This window comes from Mycobacterium sp. 663a-19, from assembly GCF_035616495.1.
Classification (GTDB): domain Bacteria; phylum Actinomycetota; class Actinomycetes; order Mycobacteriales; family Mycobacteriaceae; genus Mycobacterium.
In genome coordinates, this window is the sequence record NZ_JAPJAV010000006.1 from 35831 (window position 1) to 53491 (window position 17661).

Annotated in this window: 12 protein-coding genes; 5 read left to right on the top strand and 7 right to left on the bottom strand. The window is 67.4% G+C overall.

Going from position 1 to position 17661, the window contains the following annotated elements; genetic code table 11:
• Positions 1-12: 12 nt before the first annotated feature.
• Genes OQ968_RS12260 through OQ968_RS12270 form a run of 3 tightly spaced genes read right to left on the bottom strand, consistent with a single transcriptional unit; the run spans position 13 to position 2951 of the window.
• Positions 13-1227: an amidohydrolase family protein gene (locus OQ968_RS12260; protein WP_324678102.1), complete on the bottom strand. Its 1215-nt coding sequence runs from the start codon at positions 1225-1227 to the stop codon at positions 13-15.
• Between the two features lie 3 nt (positions 1228-1230).
• Entirely contained in the window at positions 1231-2022 is a 792-nt protein-coding gene (locus OQ968_RS12265; RefSeq protein ID WP_324678104.1) for an acetoacetate decarboxylase family protein, read from the bottom strand.
• Positions 2019-2951, bottom strand: coding sequence for an SDR family oxidoreductase (locus tag OQ968_RS12270; RefSeq protein ID WP_324678600.1), 933 nt, complete (start codon positions 2949-2951; stop codon positions 2019-2021). The genes OQ968_RS12265 and OQ968_RS12270 overlap by 4 nt, the downstream gene beginning before the upstream one ends.
• Before the next feature lie 65 nt (positions 2952-3016).
• Between OQ968_RS12270 and OQ968_RS12275 the strand changes: the two genes are divergently transcribed.
• Positions 3017-3904 (top strand): IclR family transcriptional regulator, encoded by an 888-nt coding sequence (locus tag OQ968_RS12275; protein ID WP_324678106.1) that lies wholly within the window; start codon positions 3017-3019, stop codon positions 3902-3904.
• Here OQ968_RS12275 and OQ968_RS12280 read toward each other — a convergent pair.
• Entirely contained in the window at positions 3901-5175 is a 1275-nt protein-coding gene (locus tag OQ968_RS12280; RefSeq protein WP_324678108.1) for an amidohydrolase family protein, read from the bottom strand. The genes OQ968_RS12275 and OQ968_RS12280 overlap by 4 nt on opposite strands.
• A gap of 132 nt (positions 5176-5307) precedes the next feature.
• On the opposite strand from OQ968_RS12280, the gene OQ968_RS12285 reads away from it, so the two are divergent.
• On the top strand, positions 5308-5976 hold the full coding sequence (locus OQ968_RS12285; RefSeq protein WP_324678110.1) for a response regulator transcription factor: 669 nt from the start codon (positions 5308-5310) through the stop codon (positions 5974-5976).
• Here the strand turns inward: OQ968_RS12285 and OQ968_RS12290 are convergent.
• Positions 5958-7331, bottom strand: a complete 1374-nt coding sequence (locus OQ968_RS12290; RefSeq protein WP_324678112.1) for a HAMP domain-containing sensor histidine kinase — start codon at positions 7329-7331, stop codon at positions 5958-5960. The genes OQ968_RS12285 and OQ968_RS12290 overlap by 19 nt on opposite strands.
• A gap of 186 nt (positions 7332-7517) precedes the next feature.
• Between OQ968_RS12290 and trhA the strand changes: the two genes are divergently transcribed.
• Positions 7518-8222: a PAQR family membrane homeostasis protein TrhA gene (trhA, locus tag OQ968_RS12295; protein ID WP_420715897.1), complete on the top strand. Its 705-nt coding sequence runs from the start codon at positions 7518-7520 to the stop codon at positions 8220-8222.
• A gap of 11 nt (positions 8223-8233) precedes the next feature.
• A complete protein-coding gene (eno, locus tag OQ968_RS12300; RefSeq protein ID WP_324678114.1) occupies positions 8234-9517 on the top strand; it encodes a phosphopyruvate hydratase in 1284 nt (427 codons plus the stop codon).
• Positions 9518-9530: 13 nt separating this feature from the next.
• On the opposite strand, the gene OQ968_RS12305 is transcribed toward eno, so the two are convergent.
• The gene (locus tag OQ968_RS12305) at positions 9531-12380 is read right to left on the bottom strand and encodes an ATP-binding cassette domain-containing protein (protein ID WP_324678116.1); all 2850 of its coding nucleotides are present in this window, start codon (positions 12378-12380) and stop codon (positions 9531-9533) included.
• A 182-nt stretch (positions 12381-12562) separates the two neighbouring features.
• Here OQ968_RS12305 and OQ968_RS12310 point away from each other — a divergent pair, with 182 nt between their 5' ends.
• A complete protein-coding gene (locus tag OQ968_RS12310) occupies positions 12563-14332 on the top strand; it encodes a serine/threonine-protein kinase (RefSeq protein WP_324678118.1) in 1770 nt (589 codons plus the stop codon).
• A 6-nt stretch (positions 14333-14338) separates the two neighbouring features.
• Here OQ968_RS12310 and OQ968_RS12315 read toward each other — a convergent pair whose 3' ends face one another.
• The gene (locus OQ968_RS12315; protein ID WP_324678120.1) at positions 14339-17494 is read right to left on the bottom strand and encodes a cytochrome P450; all 3156 of its coding nucleotides are present in this window, start codon (positions 17492-17494) and stop codon (positions 14339-14341) included.
• Between the last annotated feature and the right edge of the window lie 167 nt (positions 17495-17661).

Here is a 17661-nt window from a genome sequence, read left to right on the forward strand (position 1 = left end):
TTGGTCCTTTCGCTACCAGGTGCGGATGGGGTCGGGCTCGAAGACGGTGCTGCTCGCGTCGGCGGGCACGGCCGCCAGCGGCTCGGCGACCTCGGCCACGGTCGGGCCGATGTGGTCGACCAACGGCGCCAGCGCGTCGAGGTCGAAGCCGTAGACGGCCGCCGCGTTCCCGCCGACCATGGCCGCCACCTCGTCGGCCGCGACGCGGGAGAAGGTGTGGCGCAACGCCTCCCGGGTGTAGGGGGCAGTGCCCTCTAGGTGGGGGTAGTCGCTTCCCCACATGATCTTCTGGACGCCGATGCGGTGGCGCTCGGCACACTCGACCGGTCGCATGAAGCTGGCGCCGACGTAACACTGGCGGGCCCAGAACTCGCTGGGCCGCAGCGAAAGCGAGCCGGCGGTGGGCCCGGCGAAGCGGGCGATCGCCGAGTTCGCCCGCCCGTAACGGGCGGCCGCCACGTCGAGCGAGTCGAGCGTCGCCGGTATCCATCCGGCGCCCTGCTCGGTGAAGACCACCGTGAGGTCGGGATGGCGATCGAGTGCGCCGCTGAAGATCAGGTGCCACAACGCCCGGTGCGCAAACCAGTGCGTCTCGTACACCCATACCGCAAACGAGCTACCCCACCCGTCCGTCGGGCTCGGGCCGGCGTTGCCGCCGTGGTGGTTGACCACGACGCCCGCGTCGTCGCACGCCGCCCACAGCGGCTCCCAGTGCTCGGCGTAGAGCTGGGGGACGCCGGCCCCGGGCGGGATTCCGGGCAGCAGCACGCCGCCGCGCAGGCCCAGCTTGGCGATCTGCGCTACCTCGGCGGTGGCCTGGTCGAGGTCCGGCAGCAGGATCTGACCCACCCCGGCGCGCCGCTCGGGCGAGGCGGAGCAGAAGTCGGCGAGCCAGCGGTTGTGCGCGCGCAGGCCGGCCCAGCGCAGCTCGAGCTCGCGCGCGGTCTCCGGTTGGGGGGCGGCCAGGCTCGCCTGAGGGAAGAACGGCGGCACGGTGTTCGGGAAGATGACCTCCCCCGCGATGCCTTCCCGGTCCAGGTCCGAGTTGCGTCGCTCGCTGTTCCAGTTGCGCTCGGCGTCGGCCTCGGTGAGATCGCCGAACGGGTTGACGTATTCCCTTGCCCAGCCGTCGAATTCGTCGCGGTACTGCGGATCGAGGTACCCGCGGTAGTCGAGCAGGTCCGCGCCGGCGTGACAGTCGGCCGAGATGACGGTGTAGCGGTCCATGAGTTACGCGCGCGCCGGCTCGGGCCGGGGGGCGGCCAGCAGTGCCACGTCGTCGTAGCGCTGGTGCACGTACGGCAGCAGCCATTCCTGCGGCACCCGCGCCGCGATCCGCCCCACCTGCACGGTGCGCCGACGGCACCAGGTGATCGCCCTGATCTGGCGAATCACGATGTCGGCCACCGGATCCAGCGGCGACTCCCCCAACTCGAGGGTGCCGTCGATGTTCTCCAGCAGCTCGTAGTGCCGGTGGTACTCGCCGTAGACCAGGTGGGGGTCGGTGATGCCGCTGCCGTCGGGGGCACGCAGGAACTTGAAGTAGAACTCGGTGTTCACCTGGTCTGGCGGCAGCTCAGCCGGGCCGGTGACCCGGCCGCTCAGTTTGATGAGCTGATAGCCCAGCCGGTCCACGGTGGCGGTGACGCGGTCGCCGTCGCGCTGCAGGTCGATGTGGGCCAATTTCTTTGGCTCACCGAACGTTTCGCGCCCGCCCGTGACCGACTGTTCGGTGGACTGGGGCATGAAAAGCGGATAGTCGCCCTCGACTTCGCCATGCCGTGCGGTCACCGAGAACACCGCCGACCCGAACGGCGCCATGCCCTCGATTTGGACCCGCTGAAGCTGGACGCGCACCAGCGGTTCGGCCGCCGGCTCCAGCGGCTTGGGCAACACGGCCGCGACGATCTCCGGGTCGGTGAGGTACGCGACGGTGACCGCCTCGGTGGCGATGGGCGCCTTGGTGGCGTCGATCTCGTGGTCGACCTGGGCCTCGGGTGGGCGGGGACCGTAACGAATCATGTTGCTGCTCCTTTAGTTTCCGGCTCGGCATGCTGGCCGAGGACGTCGACCAGGTAGTCGGGCTCGCCGCGCGCCAGGATCGATGCCGCCTTGCGGCTCACGACCTGATCGGCCGAGGTGGGCGGGCCCATCATCCAGAAGCGGTCCGCCCGGATTCCGTCCATCACCTGATCGGCGACGGTGTCGAGCGGGGTGAACTCGACATGGGCTCCGGCGGCTTCGAAGCGGGCCACGACGTTCGCCAGAGTCTGCTCGGGCGTGCGACGTTCCTGCGTCGCGGCGTAGCGCTGCGGCCGGTGCCGCCACGACTCCCAGATGCCGGTATTCAAGAAGCCGCCGGGAAAAAGGACGTGCGCCCGCACCCGCGTCCCCGTCATCTCCAGGTGGGTGTAGAGGCTCTCGGTCAGGCACAGCACCGCGGCCTTGGTCATCGGGTAGACCGCCGTGGCCGGTCCGCCCATGGCGCCGCGGGCGATCGGCGCGAACCCGCCGTTGCCCGAGCAGGTGTTGACCACGTGGCCCTCGCCCTGCTCGAGCAGGATGGGCACGAAAGCCTTGATGCCGTGGATGACGCCGAGCACGTTGACGTCGATCCCCCAGCGCCAATCGGCCAGGTCGTGCTCCCACATGTAGCCCTCGGAGACCCCGCCGGTGCCGGCGTTGTTGCACACCACGTGCACGGCGCCGAAGCGATCTAGCGCGTCGGCGGCCAGCGCCTCGACCGAGGAATAGTCGGTGACGTCGGTGATGACCCCGACCGCCTCGACGCCCGCGTCCGCGAGTTCCCGGGCCGCCTCGTCCAGCGGGTCGGCGAGGACGTCGGCCAGCACGATCTTCATGCCCTCGCGGCCGAAACGCCTGCCCATGGCCCGGCCGATGCCCCCGGCTCCGCCGGTTATGACCGCCACCCTGCCCCGAAGGTCCTCCATCGTGGCCATCGTCACATGGTCGCTTATATCACCGCAAGAAGTCGCATTATGCGACCATTGGGCTCATGGCCCCGCGTCCCTCCCCGCAAACCGAGCGGGTGGTGAACCTCTTCGAGCACCTGGCGGGCGACGGGAGCCGGGGAATGACCCTGGCCGAGGTGTCGCGCCATCTGAACGTCCACAAGGCCAGCTGCCACTCGATGCTGTCCGAACTGCTCCGGGCCGGCTGGCTGCTGCGCGACCCCGTTCTGAAGACCTACCACCTCGGTCCCGCCCTGGTCCGCCTCGGCCGCGAGGCGGCGGGCCGCTACCCGGCCCTGGTGTTGGCCCGCTCCGCGATGGCCGAGCTGGCGGCCGCGACGGGCGCGCACTGCGTCGCGTTCTCGGTGAGCGATGACCACTCCACCGTCGTCGATCAGGTCCGCAGCCCGCACGGCGGCGGTCACCCGATGCCGATCGGCACCCAGTTCCCCCACCGCCCGCCCTATGGCGCGTCGACCGTCGCCTGGGCGGGGCCCGAGGAACGGGAGCGCTGGCTGGCCGCCCTGCCCGAAGACGCGCGCGACCGCTACCGCGAGGCCATCGCCGCCGCCCGGCGGCGCGGCTACGCCGTCGGCCTTCACCTGCTGCCCGATCTGCGGCTGCAGGAACTGGCGCTGATCGTGCGCAGCGCCGAGGTGCGGTCCACCCGGCTGAGTCAGCTGGCGCAGGCGTTGACCGACGAGCTGATCCATCAGGAGGAGTGGTTCCCGATCAGCCTGGCCGCGGACCGCACCTACGAGGTGAGCCACATCGACTCGCCGATCCTGGGGCCCGGGTCGCGCATCGCCCTGATGCTCAGCCTGGTCCCCAGCGCCGAGCCGATGAGCGGCGCGGCGGTCACCCGTCTCGGTACGCAGCTCTCGTCCGCGACCCGCCGGCTCAGCGCCGCCCTGGCCGAGGAGTCGGGTTAGCCCCGTTCGGGGGCCAGCCGCTTGAGGGCCAGGCCCCCTTCGAACGGCCGGTAGCCGAAAGCCGCCGGCGAGCGATAGCCGGTGTCCTCGACGGGGGTGGCCACCTCGGCGACGGTGGGACCGATCTTGGCGGCGACGGGCACCAACGCGTCGAGATCGAACCGGTAGAGGCGACCGGCGTTGCCGCCCAGGATCTTTCGGCAGGTGTCCTCCGGCCGGTCATGCAGGGCCCAGCGGATGGCCAGCTTGGAGTGCGGCGCGAAGCCCTCCTCGTGCGGGTAGTCGCTGCCCCACATGATGTGGTCGGCCCCCATGAAGTCGATCATCGCCGACTCGTAGGGCATCAATTCGCTTGCCAGATAACAGTTCCGCTTGGCGTACTCGCTAGGGCTCAGGGTCAGCGCGTCGACCGACGATCCACCGAACATGCCGTAGGTGCGGTTGTGGGCCTCGGATTTCATGGTGGGCACCATTGCGTCGAGGACGGCCAGTTGGTCCTGCACCCACATCGTGCCCTGCTCGGTCGGCACGAAGCGCAGCGTCGGATACCGTTCGAACACGCCGGCCAGGATCAGGTGTCCGAGCGTGCGCTGGGCCCATAGCGCCATCTCGGTGATCAACACCGCGTTGGAGGCCGGCTGGTCCATCGGCATCTCGGGGCTGCCGGCGCCCGCGTGCTGCACCACCGTCAGGTCCAGTTCGGCGCACAGCGCCCAGATCGGTTCGTAGCGGGTGTGAAAGAGCGGGGCCACGTGCGGATCACCGGGCGAGACCGCCGGAATGAGCACGCCGCCGAAGCAGTTCTGCGCTGCGCCCCAGCGGATTTCCTCCAGCGCCAGCTCGACGTCGTTGGGAAAGATCTGGATCAGCCCGCGGCGCCGGGCCGGGGCCAGCGAACAGAAGTCGACCTGCCACCGGTTGTGGGCCTGTACACCGGCCCAACGCTTTTCGAAGTCCTCGCGGGTGCGGGGCAGGCTGATGGTGATGTTGGGCGTGGTCGGGAAGAACGGCGGCACGGTGTTGGGCAGCAGCACCTCGGCGGCCACGCCGTCGGCGTCCATCTCGGAGATCCGAAGCTCGTGGTCCCAGTTCCGGTTGGCGGTGGCGACGATCAGGTCGTCGAACGGGCTGGCGTAGGCCTTGGCCCACGCGTCGAACTCATCGTGCAGACGCGCGGGCAGATACGGTTTGTACCCGTAGAGATCCGCCCCGGCGTGTGTGTCCGTCGAGATGACGACGTAGCGATCCAACGTGTCCCAGGTTGTGGCCATCGCACCCTCCAATGAGTAGGTCGAGTATAGGAGCTACGGATCGGCACGCGAAGGGCGAATATCGCGGGTAGCGCCGGCCCCCTGACCTGCCGCGATCTTTCGCGCACATGGCGCACGAAGTAGCGTACCGACATGAGGGTTCTCCTCGTCGAGGACGAGGCACGATTGTCGGCGACCCTGTCTTTGGGATTGAAGGCCGAGGGCTTCGTCGTGACCGCCGTCCACACGGGCGTAGACGCCCTACGCGAGGTGATCGAGAACAGCTTCGACGTAGTGGTTCTCGACATCATGCTTCCCGGACACAGTGGATATGAGGTGCTGCGCCGAATGCGGGAGGGGGAGGTGTGGACGCCGGTGCTCATGCTCACCGCCAAGGATGGTGAGTACGACGAGACCGACGCATTCGATCTCGGAGCCGATGACTATCTGACGAAACCGTTTTCGTTTCGAGTACTGGTGGCGCGCCTGCGTGCGTTGGTGCGTCGCGGCGCGCCGGAGCGGCCGGTGGTGCTGACCGCCGGATCGCTATCCCTGGACCCCACTCGGCACCTGGTGCAACGCGGGCCGACGCAGATCTCGCTGACGCCGCGCGAGTTCGGGCTGCTGGAGTTTCTCATGCGCAACAAGGAGGCCGTCGTGACGAAGACCGAGATATTGCGCAACGTGTGGGACGCCCACTACCAGGGACCCGACAATGTCGTCGAGGTGTACGTGGGATATCTGCGCCGCAAGATCGATGTTCCTTTCGGTACCAACACTATTGAGACGGTTCGCGGCGTCGGCTACCGGTTGGTTTGTTGAGGCAGCATCACGATCACCGTGGTTCCACCGCCGGGGCGGTCGTCAATGGTGACGGTGCCACCGTGCGCGGCGACGATCTCGGCGACGATCGCCAAGCCCAGGCCGGTTCCCCCGCCACTGCGCGCTCGGTCGGAGTCCAGGCGCACGAACCGTTCGAAGACCCGGGCCCGGTCGGCCGGCGCGATGCCAGGCCCGTCGTCGCTGACGGTGAGCATGACGTTGCCGTCTCGGCTGCCGACGTTGACGTCGACACGCGATTTCGCGTGATACACAGCGTTATCCACGAGATTGCGAATCACCCGGGAGACGGCTGCCGGATCGCCGATCAAACACACCGGAGAGGTTGAGGTGTGAATTTCGCAGCCATCGCGCCGTACACGTGCAGCCTCCCCTTCGACGAGGTCGCCGAGCGGCACCTGCTCTTTGCGCATCGCCAGGCTTTGCTCGTCGGCGCGGGCCAGCAGGAGTAGATCCTCGATCAGCGCCCGCATGCGGTGTGCCTCCGGAAGCAGGGTGTCGATCGCCAATTCCGCATCGAGCAATTCGGGATGCGCCTCGGCGACTTCCAAACCGGAGATGATGGTGGCCAGCGGGCTGCGCAGTTCGTGAGAGGCGTCGCCGAGGAACCGCTGTTGCGCGCGGTGGCCCGATTCCAGGCGCGCCAGCATTTCGTTCATGGTGACCGCCAGGGCCGAAATCTCGTCACGACTGGTGGGTACGGGTACCCGATCGGCCAGGTCGGAGGTCGAGATCTCGGCCACCCTGCTGCGGATGGCGTCAACCGATTGCAGCGACCGGCGAACCAGCCTGTAGGTGGCGGTTGCGGCCACCCCGATGATGATCGGGGCGCCACCGGCCAGCAGCAGCGCAACGATGCGCGCAGTCGCCTCGGCCGCCTCGCTTCCTCCGCCGACGAGCACCGTGTACTCGCCGAATGCGGTGTTGACCCGCTGACCGCTGACACGCATGTCGTCGTTGGGCACCGCATCGTCCGATATGCCGCGGCGCAGGTTGAAGTCGAACTCCGTGATGGGTATCAGCGGCGTCGCGGGCGCGGCCCCGGACCGCTTCGCCACTTTGCCGTCGGGGCCGATCACTTGGATTGCGACCACGCGCTGGTTGGTGGTCAACAGCGTGCTGTCGAGCTTGTCGGGCGGATCCGAGTGCAGGGCGTCGACAATGAAATGAACTCTGCCGGCGGCGGCGTCGTCGACGCCCGCCAACAACGACCGGTACAAGATCAGGTCCAAGCCCGCTCCCGCAATCGCCAGCGCAACCAGGACGACTACCGCCGAGACCGCGGCGGAGCGGGCCGGGATACCCCAGGTGGGCAGGCGCGTGACACGGGCAAACACCCCCATAGTCTGATTCTGCCGGGCTGAGAGTCAGCTGAGAACAGCGAAGCTCCCGTCCCGTCCGCGGGAGGCCACCCCGCCGTTCTCAGCGGCCTCTCAGCGACCCGCCCATACCCTGGCGCTCCCAGGGATTGCCTTGCGCAGAGCCACTCAACGGCAATCCGGGTTGTGAGCAAGGGAGGGATGGTGAGCTATCAGGTCGATACACGTCCCGAAAACACCGGGCGCATCGCCAAGCCCGGGGCCGGTGTTGCGAGCAAGCCACGGCTGCGCGGATGGATCCATCATTATTGCGCCTACGCGGCGCTCGTAGCCGGTTCGGCGTTGGTCGCGGTGTCGTGGGCTGTCGTGTCGACGCGGGCCGGGCAAGCGACGTTGGCCTACGCCCTGGCGATCGTCGCGATGTTCGCCGTCAGCGCGACCTATCACCGCGTCCACTGGGGTTCGGCGACCGCGCGGACCTGGATGAGGCGGCTGGACCACTCGATGATCTTCGTCTTCATCGCCGGCACCTATACGCCGTTCGCCAGGCTGAGCATGCCGCCCCCGACAGGTCGCATGGTGCTGGCGATCGTGTGGGGCGGGGCGCTGGCCGGGATTGCGCTGACATTGTTCTGGCCCGGCGCCCCGCGCTGGCTGGGCGTGGCGCTCTATCTGCTGCTGGGTTGGGTAGCGGTTTGGTACGCGGGGACGATCGTGCACAACGTCGGTGTGGCCGCGGCGATATTGCTCGCGGTCGGCGGCGCACTCTACAGCCTCGGTGCGGTGTTTTACGGGCTGCGCTGGCCCGACCCGTGGCCGGTGACGTTCGGTTATCACGAGATATTTCACGCGTGCACGGCGGTCGCGGCGATCTGCCAGTTCGTGGCGGTCTGCATCGCAGTGTTCTAAGACAAGCCACCTTGATGCGGATCGCGTCCGTGGTCGCCCGCCAACTGCTGGACTGCAAGGCGCGTCCGATGGTAGAGGTCGAAATCACCACCGACACCGGCCATGTCGGCCGCGGTGCGTCGCCGACGGGTACGTCGGTCGGTGTGCACGAGGCGTTCGTGCTGCGTGACGGAGACCGGGCCGAATACAACGGGCTGAGCGTGCACCGCGCGGTCTCTGCCGTGGCCGACGAAATCGCGCCCGTTCTTGTCGGCGCCGAACTCGATGACCCGCGGTCGCTGGACCGGGCCCTGATCGAACTCGACGGCACACCGGACAAGCACCGGCTCGGCGGAAACACGATTTACTCCACCTCGGTCGCGCTGTTGCGCGCGGCGTCCGCGGCGGCGGGCATGCCCACACACACCTACGTCCGCGCGCTGCTGGGACGCGAGCCGCCGACCACCGTGCCGGTGCCGAGCTTCAACATGATCAACGGTGGCCGTTACGGAGGCGTCTTCCAGACGTTCAACGAGTTCCTCGTGTTGCCCTATCGCGCCGACTCCATCGAGTCGGCGGTCGAGAAGGGGGTGCGTTTGTTCGGCGTGCTGGGCGAGGTGCTCACCAAACGGCTCGGCCGCGCGCCGCTGGTGGCGCCGTCGTACGGGTATGTCGCGCCGTCCGACGACCCGCGTGTGGTCATGGCGGTGCTGGCCGAGGCCGTCGAGCGCTCCGGCTGCGCCGACGTCATGGCGTTCGCACTGGACTGTGCGTCCAGCGAGGTCTACGACAAGAGTTCTCGGACATACGCATTCGACGGCGGGCGAGTGAGTGCGGACGCTCTGATCGACTATGCCCGCGGGCTGTCGGAGCAGTTCCCGCTGGTGTTCATCGAAGACCTGCTCGACGGGGATGACTGGGATGGGTTCACCAAGGCGGCGCACACCATCAGCCGATCGATCATCCTCGGTGACGACCTGATCGTCACCAGCCGCGAACGCCTGGAACGTGCCGTCCAGTCCTCGGCGGTCGACGGGTTCATCATGAAGCCCAACCAGGTCGGGACCATCGCCGAGGCGCTGGACTGCTTCGAATACGCCGCAGCGAACGACATTTTGGCGATTCCGTCGGGGCGGTCCGGCGGTGTCCTCGACGATGTCGTGATGGACCTTGCGGTGGGGTTGGGGGCACCGTTTCAGAAGAACGGCGCGCCGCGGTCGGGCGAGCGAATCGCGAAGCTCAACTTCCTGCTGCGCGCGGCCGAGGGCATTCCCAACTGCGCATTGGCGGACGTGCCGGCGTTGGTTCGGTTCTGAGCAAGCCCAGCCGCTAGGCGCCCAGCACCAACGTGGCCAGGCAGACCGCCGACACGATCGAGAGTGCCACCCAGTCAACAAGTTTCGGACGCGACGGGGCCGCCGAGATTTGACCGGCGCCGCCGCGGGCGGTGATCGCATCCCCCATCTCGTCCGCGCGTCGCAGAGTCACGGTGATGACCGCGACAATCAGGTCGATCAGGTCAGCCGCCAACCGCCTGAAACGGGCCCTGCGGGTCCCCGCTCCCTGTTTGGGCCGCAACCGGCGAGCGGCGTAGAGCACCCGGAATTCGTCGATCAGCATCGGGAATGTGCGCAGCGCCAGCGCCAGCGCGACCGACCACTCGTCGACGGGAATCCGCAGTGGCCGCAGGCGTCGCCCCAAAGTGGCCACCGCGGGCGCGATTTCGGCAACATTGGTGGTCCAGGACACCAGCGCGCCCAGGCCGAGCAACACGATCGACAACGCTGTGAAGCGCAGGAAATCCAACAGGCCGCCCAGGCCGAGCGAGACCGTGCCCACCTGGATGTGCGGACCGCCGCCGGCCAACGTCGCCGTGATGCCCACGACGGCCAGCAGGATCGGAAGCCAACGCGGTACCGATGGCAGCACACCTCGGGGAATGTGTGCGACCCATGCCGTCGCCAGCATCAGCGCGGCCATCAGTCCGATCGGCACCCATCCCGGGTTGAGCGTCAACAACAGCGAAATGCCGAAAACAGCAGTCAGTTTGGTGCCGGCCCACAGGTCGTGGATTGCGGAACGCCCGGGCACCGGGCGCAGCAGAACGACGGGGCGAGGTTGGCGGCGGGCCGCGCGCTTCGTCGGCAACGCCGCGACCACGCTGTTTTCCCCGGCCGCGCCCGATGCCGGTGCCAGCATGCCGTCTCGTAGGTGCAGCGTGCGGGGGCAAAGCTCCTCCAGGCCGGCGAAGTCGTGGGAAATGACCACCACGGTCAGACCGGTGTCGCGGCGCCGATCCGCGAGCAGCCGCACCAGGCCGCGCTGGCTGGCCGCGTCCAGTCCGGCCAGCGGCTCGTCGAGGATCAACACGCGCGGCGACCGCGCCAGCAATCCGGCCAGGACCACTCGGCGCATCTGGCCGCCGCTGAGCTGGTCGATGCGCCGCTTCGCCAGTGCGGCGTCAAGTCCGACAGCCGCCAGGGCCGCGGTCACGCTGTCGCGATCGTCAGGCGAAAAGCCCGCCGCCGCAGCCACTTCCAGATCGACGCGACCGCGCATCAACTGCAGCCGGGCGGCCTGGAATTGGAGCGCGACCGCGCCGACCTGCTCGGCGGCGGGGCGGTCGTTGAGCAGACAGGTGCCGGTGGTCGGTGTCGTCAGGCCGGCCATGATCCAGGCCAGCGTGGACTTACCGGAGCCGTTGCCGCCATGGATCAGCAGGCCGTCGCCCTCATGCACCACGAAACTGATGTCGCGGAGTGCGGTCTGCGCCCAGGGGGTGCCACTGCCATATTCGTGGCCGACACCTTTGAGTTCGAGCACCGGGGTGTCAGACCGGGTTACCACCGCAGCCGTCGGAGCGGGCGCGGCCGCCGTCTCGACCGTTGCGGTGTTGTCCAGCGAATCGCTCAGGTCGATCGTGCGGTCGGCGTATTCGGCCTCGTTGTCGTAGTGGGTGATGTGCACCAGGGCGGTTTGGTGACGGTCGGTCAGGCGGGACAGCACGGCGAGCAGTGCGTCTCGGCCTTGCTGATCGACCATGCTGGTGACCTCGTCGGCGATGAGCAGCGCCGGCTCTCGCGCCAGCGCCGCGGCCACTGCCAGGCGCTGCAGTTCACCGCCCGACAGGCCGCCGGTGTCGCGCCCGGCGAGGCCGTCCAGCCCGACCTCACTGAGCAACCGGTCGACATCGGTGGTCTTGCCGGGCGGTAATCCCCAGACCACATCGTCGGCGACCCGCGTGCCCAGCACCTGGCTTTCCGGGTGCTGCATGACGACGGCAGTCCCACCGAGCTGACCGAGACCCACCGCGCCGGGGCGTTCGACGGTGCCCGAGGTCGGTTCGCGGCCCGCCAGGATCAGCGTCAAAGTGGTTTTCCCCGAGCCATTGGCACCGGTGACCGCGACGTGGTCGCCCGCCCGCACGTCCAGGCTGACCGCGCGCAGCGCGTCGCGGTCGCTGTGCGGGTAACGGAGGCGCACGTCATCGAGCCGCACGGGGACCGGCGCGATCGGCCCGGTGCCGACCGGCGCATCCAATTTGTGCACATCGGGAACGCCGCGCAGCCGGACCAGCACCCGCGACAACACCAACCAACCGACCACCGAGGCGCCCATGATCCCGACGACGGCGCATCCGAGAACGAGCCACTGCCAGTAATGCAGCGCGGCGGCGAAAAAACCCTTGATCTCGGCCGCGACCACCTGGAGGTGCGGCACGCGGGCCACGGTCATCGCGACTCCGTCCACCGTGGCGGTGATCGTGTGGAATGCCAGCTCCCGAAGCCGGACCAGGACGGTCAACGCGATGATGACCGCGACACCGACGACAAGACCGGCGCCAATCGAAAACGCGATGACGGTCGGCGTGCCACGGCGGCGGCGCTTCACGATTCCGGCCAGCCCGCCGACGTAGGCGCAGAGGGCGACCGCCCCGAACCCGCTCAGACCGACCACCAGGAAGCCGATCACGCTCGCGGCGACGGTCGCGGTGATCAGAACGCGAATCCGGTAGCGATAGGCCAGCAGCCCCATCGGCACGGTGCCCAGCAGTCCGAGCCCACCCGCGTGGGGAAGGATCACCGCAATGATCGCTATCGCCGCGCACAGGGCGCCCATCACCGAGGCGTGCGCCAGTTCACTGGGCAGTAGCGATGGAGCCCGACTGCGCCCGCTCATCGTTCGCGCCTCGCAGTCATCGGCGTCGTCTGTGGCCCGGTAGGCGAGGTGAGTTCCGTTGAACATGGGACCGCCAGCGTATGAACACGGCGCTGAGAAGTTGCTGAGGAAGTCACTGGCCTCGATGCCCCCTCGGTGGCGGAATTCGCTCCCCGGTCCTGCCGGTTTGTAGGCTTCGGGACATGCCGTTCGATAACGGTGACGTCTTCGCTGGCTACACCATTCAGCGCCTGCTCGGCACCGGTGGTATGGGTGAGGTCTACCTCGCCCAGCATCCTCGTCTGCCTCGTCACGACGCGCTGAAGATCTTGTCGGTGGCCGCGACAGCCGACGAGGAGTTCCGGGCGAGATTCAACCGCGAAGCCGAATTGGCAGCGACGCTGTGGCACCCACACATCGTCGGCGTTCTGGACCGCGGTGAGTTCAACGGCCGGCTCTGGATCTCGATGAACTACGTGGACGGCACCGACGCGGGCCGATTGGTTCAGGAGCGTTATCCGCGCGGCATGCCTGAAGGGGACGTCGCGGACATCGTGACAGCGGTGGCCGATGCGCTCGACTTCGGTCATGATCGCCGTCTGCTTCATCGGGACGTCAAGCCCGAGAACATCCTCGTGACCGCGGCCGATGGCCACCGGCGCAGGGTGCTGTTAACCGACTTCGGCATCGCTCGCAGGATCGACGACGTCAGCAACCTCACCGAAGCCAACGTCGCCATAGGGACCATTAATTACGTGGCCCCGGAGCAACTCCTGGGCAAGCCGCTCGACGGCCGAGCGGATCAATATGCGCTGGCCGCCACCACGTTTTACCTATTGACCGGCGCTCCGCCTTTTCAGGACTCAAATCGTGCTGTCGTACTCAGCCGTCATCTCAGTGCGCCGCCACCGCGGATATCGGAGCGCCGACCCGATCTCGCGCACCTGGACGCAGTGCTGGCAAGGGCGCTGGCCAAAGACCCGAACGACCGATACCCGAATTGCGCCGACTTTGCTCAAGCCCTCACGCAGCAGGGTCCCGGCCGGGACGCCGCTGAACCGCATCCGCACGAACGCCCGCCCACGCAGCGTCTCGAGCGTCTGGTCCTCAACGGGACAGTACGCGGCGTCGAGCACAGCGCGATCGGTGCGCAAAACCAGGTGGGGATCTTGTCGTTCCAGGTGGTCCCATATGAGCCACTGGACAACCGGCACACTCAGGTTCCGGTCGAAATGCCAACCGATCTCGTAGGGCCGGGTCAGCTGGCAGACGGGGACGAGGTCGAAGTCAGCGGCGCCTGGGACGGCGACACCCTCGACGCCGACAAAATCATCAACTTTTCAGTCGAACCTCCTCCGAAGCGACGCCGGCCCCGACTCCCCGCCGAATCGCCGCGAGACAAGGAACGGAAAGGCAGAAGGGTCCGGATCGCTGCGGTCGTCGCCGCCGTCGCTGCGATCCTGTTGACGGCGGCAGCGGTTCTGTACCTCACCGACGGCTTCGGTCGCTGGACTCACCCCGGACCAATCGTCAAGCCGGTGAGCGCAACGGTCTTTTCACCCGACGGTGCCCCCGACAACCCGCAGAAAGCCAATTTGGCAATCGACGGCAACCCGAACACCGCGTGGTCCACCGTCACGTACAAGGATGCCGATCCATTCCCGAAGTTCATCCAAGGAATGGGACTGCTGCTGCAGCTGTCCGAACCGACCGCGCTAAGCGCCGTGACGATCGACGTATCCAGCACGGGAACCCGGGTGCAGATCCGCTCGTCGCCCACCCACGACCCAACCAAATTGGCCGACACCACCGAGCTGACCCCGAACACGCCGCTGCAGCCGGGGCACAACCGCATAGAAGTGCACAACCGAACCAAGACTTCCAATGTGCTGGTGTGGATCTCCACCTTGGGCACCACAAACGGCGAGAGCCGGACTGAAATCTCCGAAATCACCCTGCAGGCGGCCGCGTAAGGTCGTTCACCCTGCCCACACATCCTCGACGTAGTGGTCGGATTCGACGAGACCGTTCAGCCAAGCGCGGGCCTGATCGTCGTCAGCGCCCGCCCGTGACCGATAGATGTCGAGGAACGACCCGCGCACCGCCGGCGCCATCCGCGCGCCATCGCCGCACACGTAGACGTGGGTGTCCTTGGCCGGGTCGCGCAAAAGGTTCCACACCTCGTCGGCGTCCGCGGCGATCCGGTCCTGCACGTAGCGAACCCCGTCCTGCGGCGCGCGGGAGAAGGCCGGGCGCATCTGCACGATGCCGAGGGCTTCGGCCTGTTCGAACCGGTCTCGGAAAATGTAATCGACCTCCGGGTCACGCACCCCGAAGAAGCACAGCGCGGGCTCCACCGGCGCTCCGGCGCGTTGTGCGGCAAGCCGGTCACCGAGGAAACCGAGGAACGGCGCCACCCCGGTACCGGCGCTCACCAGGATGACGTTCTTGGCCGGATCGGCACCGGCGCGGAACGCCTGGCGAGCCGGGTCCACGCGCGCCCGGATCACTTGTCCGGCTTGGACTGTCGCGAGGTAGTTGGATGCGACACCTTTGAACAGGCCGCGACCGGAACGGGCCGGCGCGTCGAGCACACTGACGATCAGTCCTACCGTGCGTGGTGACAGCATTGACGACGATGCGATCGAATAGTGCCTGGGCACCATGGGATCCAGCAATTCAAGGAGTTCGGCACCGGTGAGAACGCAAGCCGGATATTCGTCGAGGCACTCCATCACGCTGAGCGGGCAGCCTTCTGGATCCTCGGCCAGTTCGGTGAGCCGCCGGCGCTCCGCAGGACTCGTGTTGGCCGCCGCAAGGCTGCGTAATTGACTGCTGGTCACCGGTTTCCGCAATTCGACGAAGTGCGTGAGCAGTTCTCGTGCGCTGACCTCTCTGTCCAGCGCGATGAGCCGCCGAGAGCTGCGCCGAGGATTGATCGCCAGCCTCAGTCCGGGGTCGATGCCGAGTTGTGCCAAGACCGCGTCGACCACCTCGGGTGGGTTGTCTGCCATCACGGTGAGGTGGTCGCCGGTTTGGTAGTCGACGCCGTCCGGAAGGTCCACGCGGACATTGATTTTGGCTTGACCCAGCCCGGGCCTGACCAGTTGGGTATTCTCGGCGATGGTCATCGGGATCACCGATGACCGTGCGTCCATCGCCGCCGTCACCGGTCCGACGATCTGGCGCAACTCGTAAAGCGGTTCGGCCGCATCCGTGAGCGGCGCGGCGTCGGGGTCTCCGAAGCGTTCGGCCAACGATGACCACAGCGCGGCTGCGAACTCCTCGATCGTGCCGACCATGTCCCCGGAGGTGTCGGCCGCTGCCAGCGGGACCAATCGGTTGGCTTTCAGCTCGCCTAGGCGCTCGTAGATGCGCTGCGGGACCGCCTGGTAGGTGTCCGCCCAGTTGTGGTCACCCACACCGAGAACCGCGACATTGGGTGTCGGATTCAGCGTGGTATTCGGGTCGAGCAGCCAGGTGAGGAAGGCGCGCGCGTCGTCTGTCGGTTGTCCGTTGTAAGACGCCGTGATGATCACGATGGCCTCGGCGTCGGGGAAGCCACCGACGGCATCGTCCAGGGGGGCCACCGTTGCAGTGCAGCCCAGTGCCGTGGCATCGTCGGCGAATTGGCGGGCCAGCGCCCGGCAGGTGCCGAGGTTGGAACCGTACAGGACCGCCAGCCTGGTGCCGGCCGTGATAGCCGTTGCGGGGCTTCGCGCTTCGCTCTGTGCGGCATCGGGCTGGGCGCCAAGCGTGTCGGTGTTGCGGTCCTGTGGCGTGCGCCGAAGCAGATCGAGCCGGAATCCAACCGGCCGGCGACTGGTGGGGGTTTCCCATTGCGGCACATAGTGATAGGCATCGATGAGGCGGTAGCGATGTACGATCCGGGCCACTGCCATGGCCGCCTCGTGCAGCGCGAACTGCCGGCCGATGCATGATCGTGCGCCGGTTCCGAAGGGTTTGAACAACGCGGCCGGCCGAGCTGCCGAGCGTTCGGGAGCGAAGCGGCCGGGGTCGAAGAGTTCGACATTGTCGCCCCAGCGCGGCTGGCGGTGCAATGCGCCGGTGAGCACCGTGACCGCCTCGCCGCGCTTGATCGGATACCGGCCACCGATCACGGTGTCTTCCAAGGCCATTCGATCGAAGCTCAGCACCGGCGGGGACAGTCGCAGGGTTTCCTCGATGACCTGCCGCAGATAGGTCAGCTTGCCGATGTCGTCGTAGCCGGGCAGGTAGGCGTCGTCGGCTCCGAACACGGTGTCCACCTCGGCCTGCACCCGATGCAGCACCGTCGGTTCGCTGACGATGTTGTACAGCGTGTTGGGCATCAGCTCCGATGTGGTGAGCTGCCCCGCGATCAGGAAGGTCATGATCTGATTGCGGATGTTCTCCGTCTCCAGCACGGGCTTGCCGTTCGGATCCTGTTGCAGCATCAACGCCAACAGGTCCTCGAACTCACGGCCACCGGATCGATGCTCGGCTATCAGTCCGTCGATGAACGTCTGCAGGGTCGCCAATTCTTCCTTGAACACCGCCGTCGGCGGGTCAGATGTCAACTCCCCCAGGGCCGTTGTGAAGCTTTGCGGGATCGGAGCCAGGTCGGGGCACTCGAAAGAGTCGAAGCGCGAACCGAATCCGGCGAGCGCAACCGTGTCCATCGCCAGCTTCTGCAAGTCGGCCGACACATCGACCGGCCCGTCTCCTGCGCTGGCGTCCCACCTGTCGATCATTTTGCGGTTGATGTCCAGCATCGCCGGGTGGTAGGCGCGCAGGCCCGCGTAGCTGAAGCCCGGTAACAGGACATCGTGGGCGCGCTGCCAGTTCGGTTCGCCGTGGTAGGCCGTGAACAGGCCGTCACCGGCCAACGGCCTGACTCGGGCAAGGGTTGCCGTCAGATTCTTGGCGAACCGACCCTCGTCGCAAAGCTCGGTAACGAGCTCCAGCGAACACGCGTAGAGCTTCCTGAAGCCGCCGTTGAAGTCGGCGTAGAACAGCGGACCGTGCAATTCGCCGAGCAAATCCACGGCCAGCGCGCGTGGGCGGCCGACCAACTGCTCCGGTCCGGGCAGGGAACCCTCGGCCGAGGGGATGCCGGGAAGATCCGGCGGCGGCGACGCATGGAACTCGGTCATGCGGGCAGCATAAGTTTCACGCGACCGCTTGGTCTGCGATCCGCGGATGTCTTACTTGGCGCGACCAACCACGCGGCAGGAGGGCTGAAATGCGGTGTTGTCAGCCTGCGTTCTTCAGAGCCGGCGGGCTCGTCGGACTCGTTGAGGTCGTTGGGGTCGCAGAACTG

Excerpts from the sequence above, each read along its gene's own strand:
- OQ968_RS12260 (WP_324678102.1), bottom strand. The coding sequence starts at position 1,227 with ATGGACCGCTACACCGTCATCTCGGCCGACTGTCACGCCGGCGCGGAC.
- OQ968_RS12265 (WP_324678104.1), bottom strand. The coding sequence starts at position 2,022 with ATGATTCGTTACGGTCCCCGCCCACCCGAGGCCCAGGTCGACCACGAG.
- OQ968_RS12270 (WP_324678600.1), bottom strand. The coding sequence starts at position 2,951 with ATGGAGGACCTTCGGGGCAGGGTGGCGGTCATAACCGGCGGAGCCGGG.
- OQ968_RS12275 (WP_324678106.1), top strand. The coding sequence starts at position 3,017 with ATGGCCCCGCGTCCCTCCCCGCAAACCGAGCGGGTGGTGAACCTCTTC.
- OQ968_RS12280 (WP_324678108.1), bottom strand. The coding sequence starts at position 5,175 with ATGGCCACAACCTGGGACACGTTGGATCGCTACGTCGTCATCTCGACG.
- OQ968_RS12285 (WP_324678110.1), top strand. The coding sequence starts at position 5,308 with ATGAGGGTTCTCCTCGTCGAGGACGAGGCACGATTGTCGGCGACCCTG.
- OQ968_RS12305 (WP_324678116.1), bottom strand. The coding sequence starts at position 12,380 with ATGAGCGGGCGCAGTCGGGCTCCATCGCTACTGCCCAGTGAACTGGCG.
- OQ968_RS12310 (WP_324678118.1), top strand. The coding sequence starts at position 12,563 with ATGCCGTTCGATAACGGTGACGTCTTCGCTGGCTACACCATTCAGCGC.
- OQ968_RS12315 (WP_324678120.1), bottom strand. The coding sequence starts at position 17,494 with ATGACCGAGTTCCATGCGTCGCCGCCGCCGGATCTTCCCGGCATCCCC.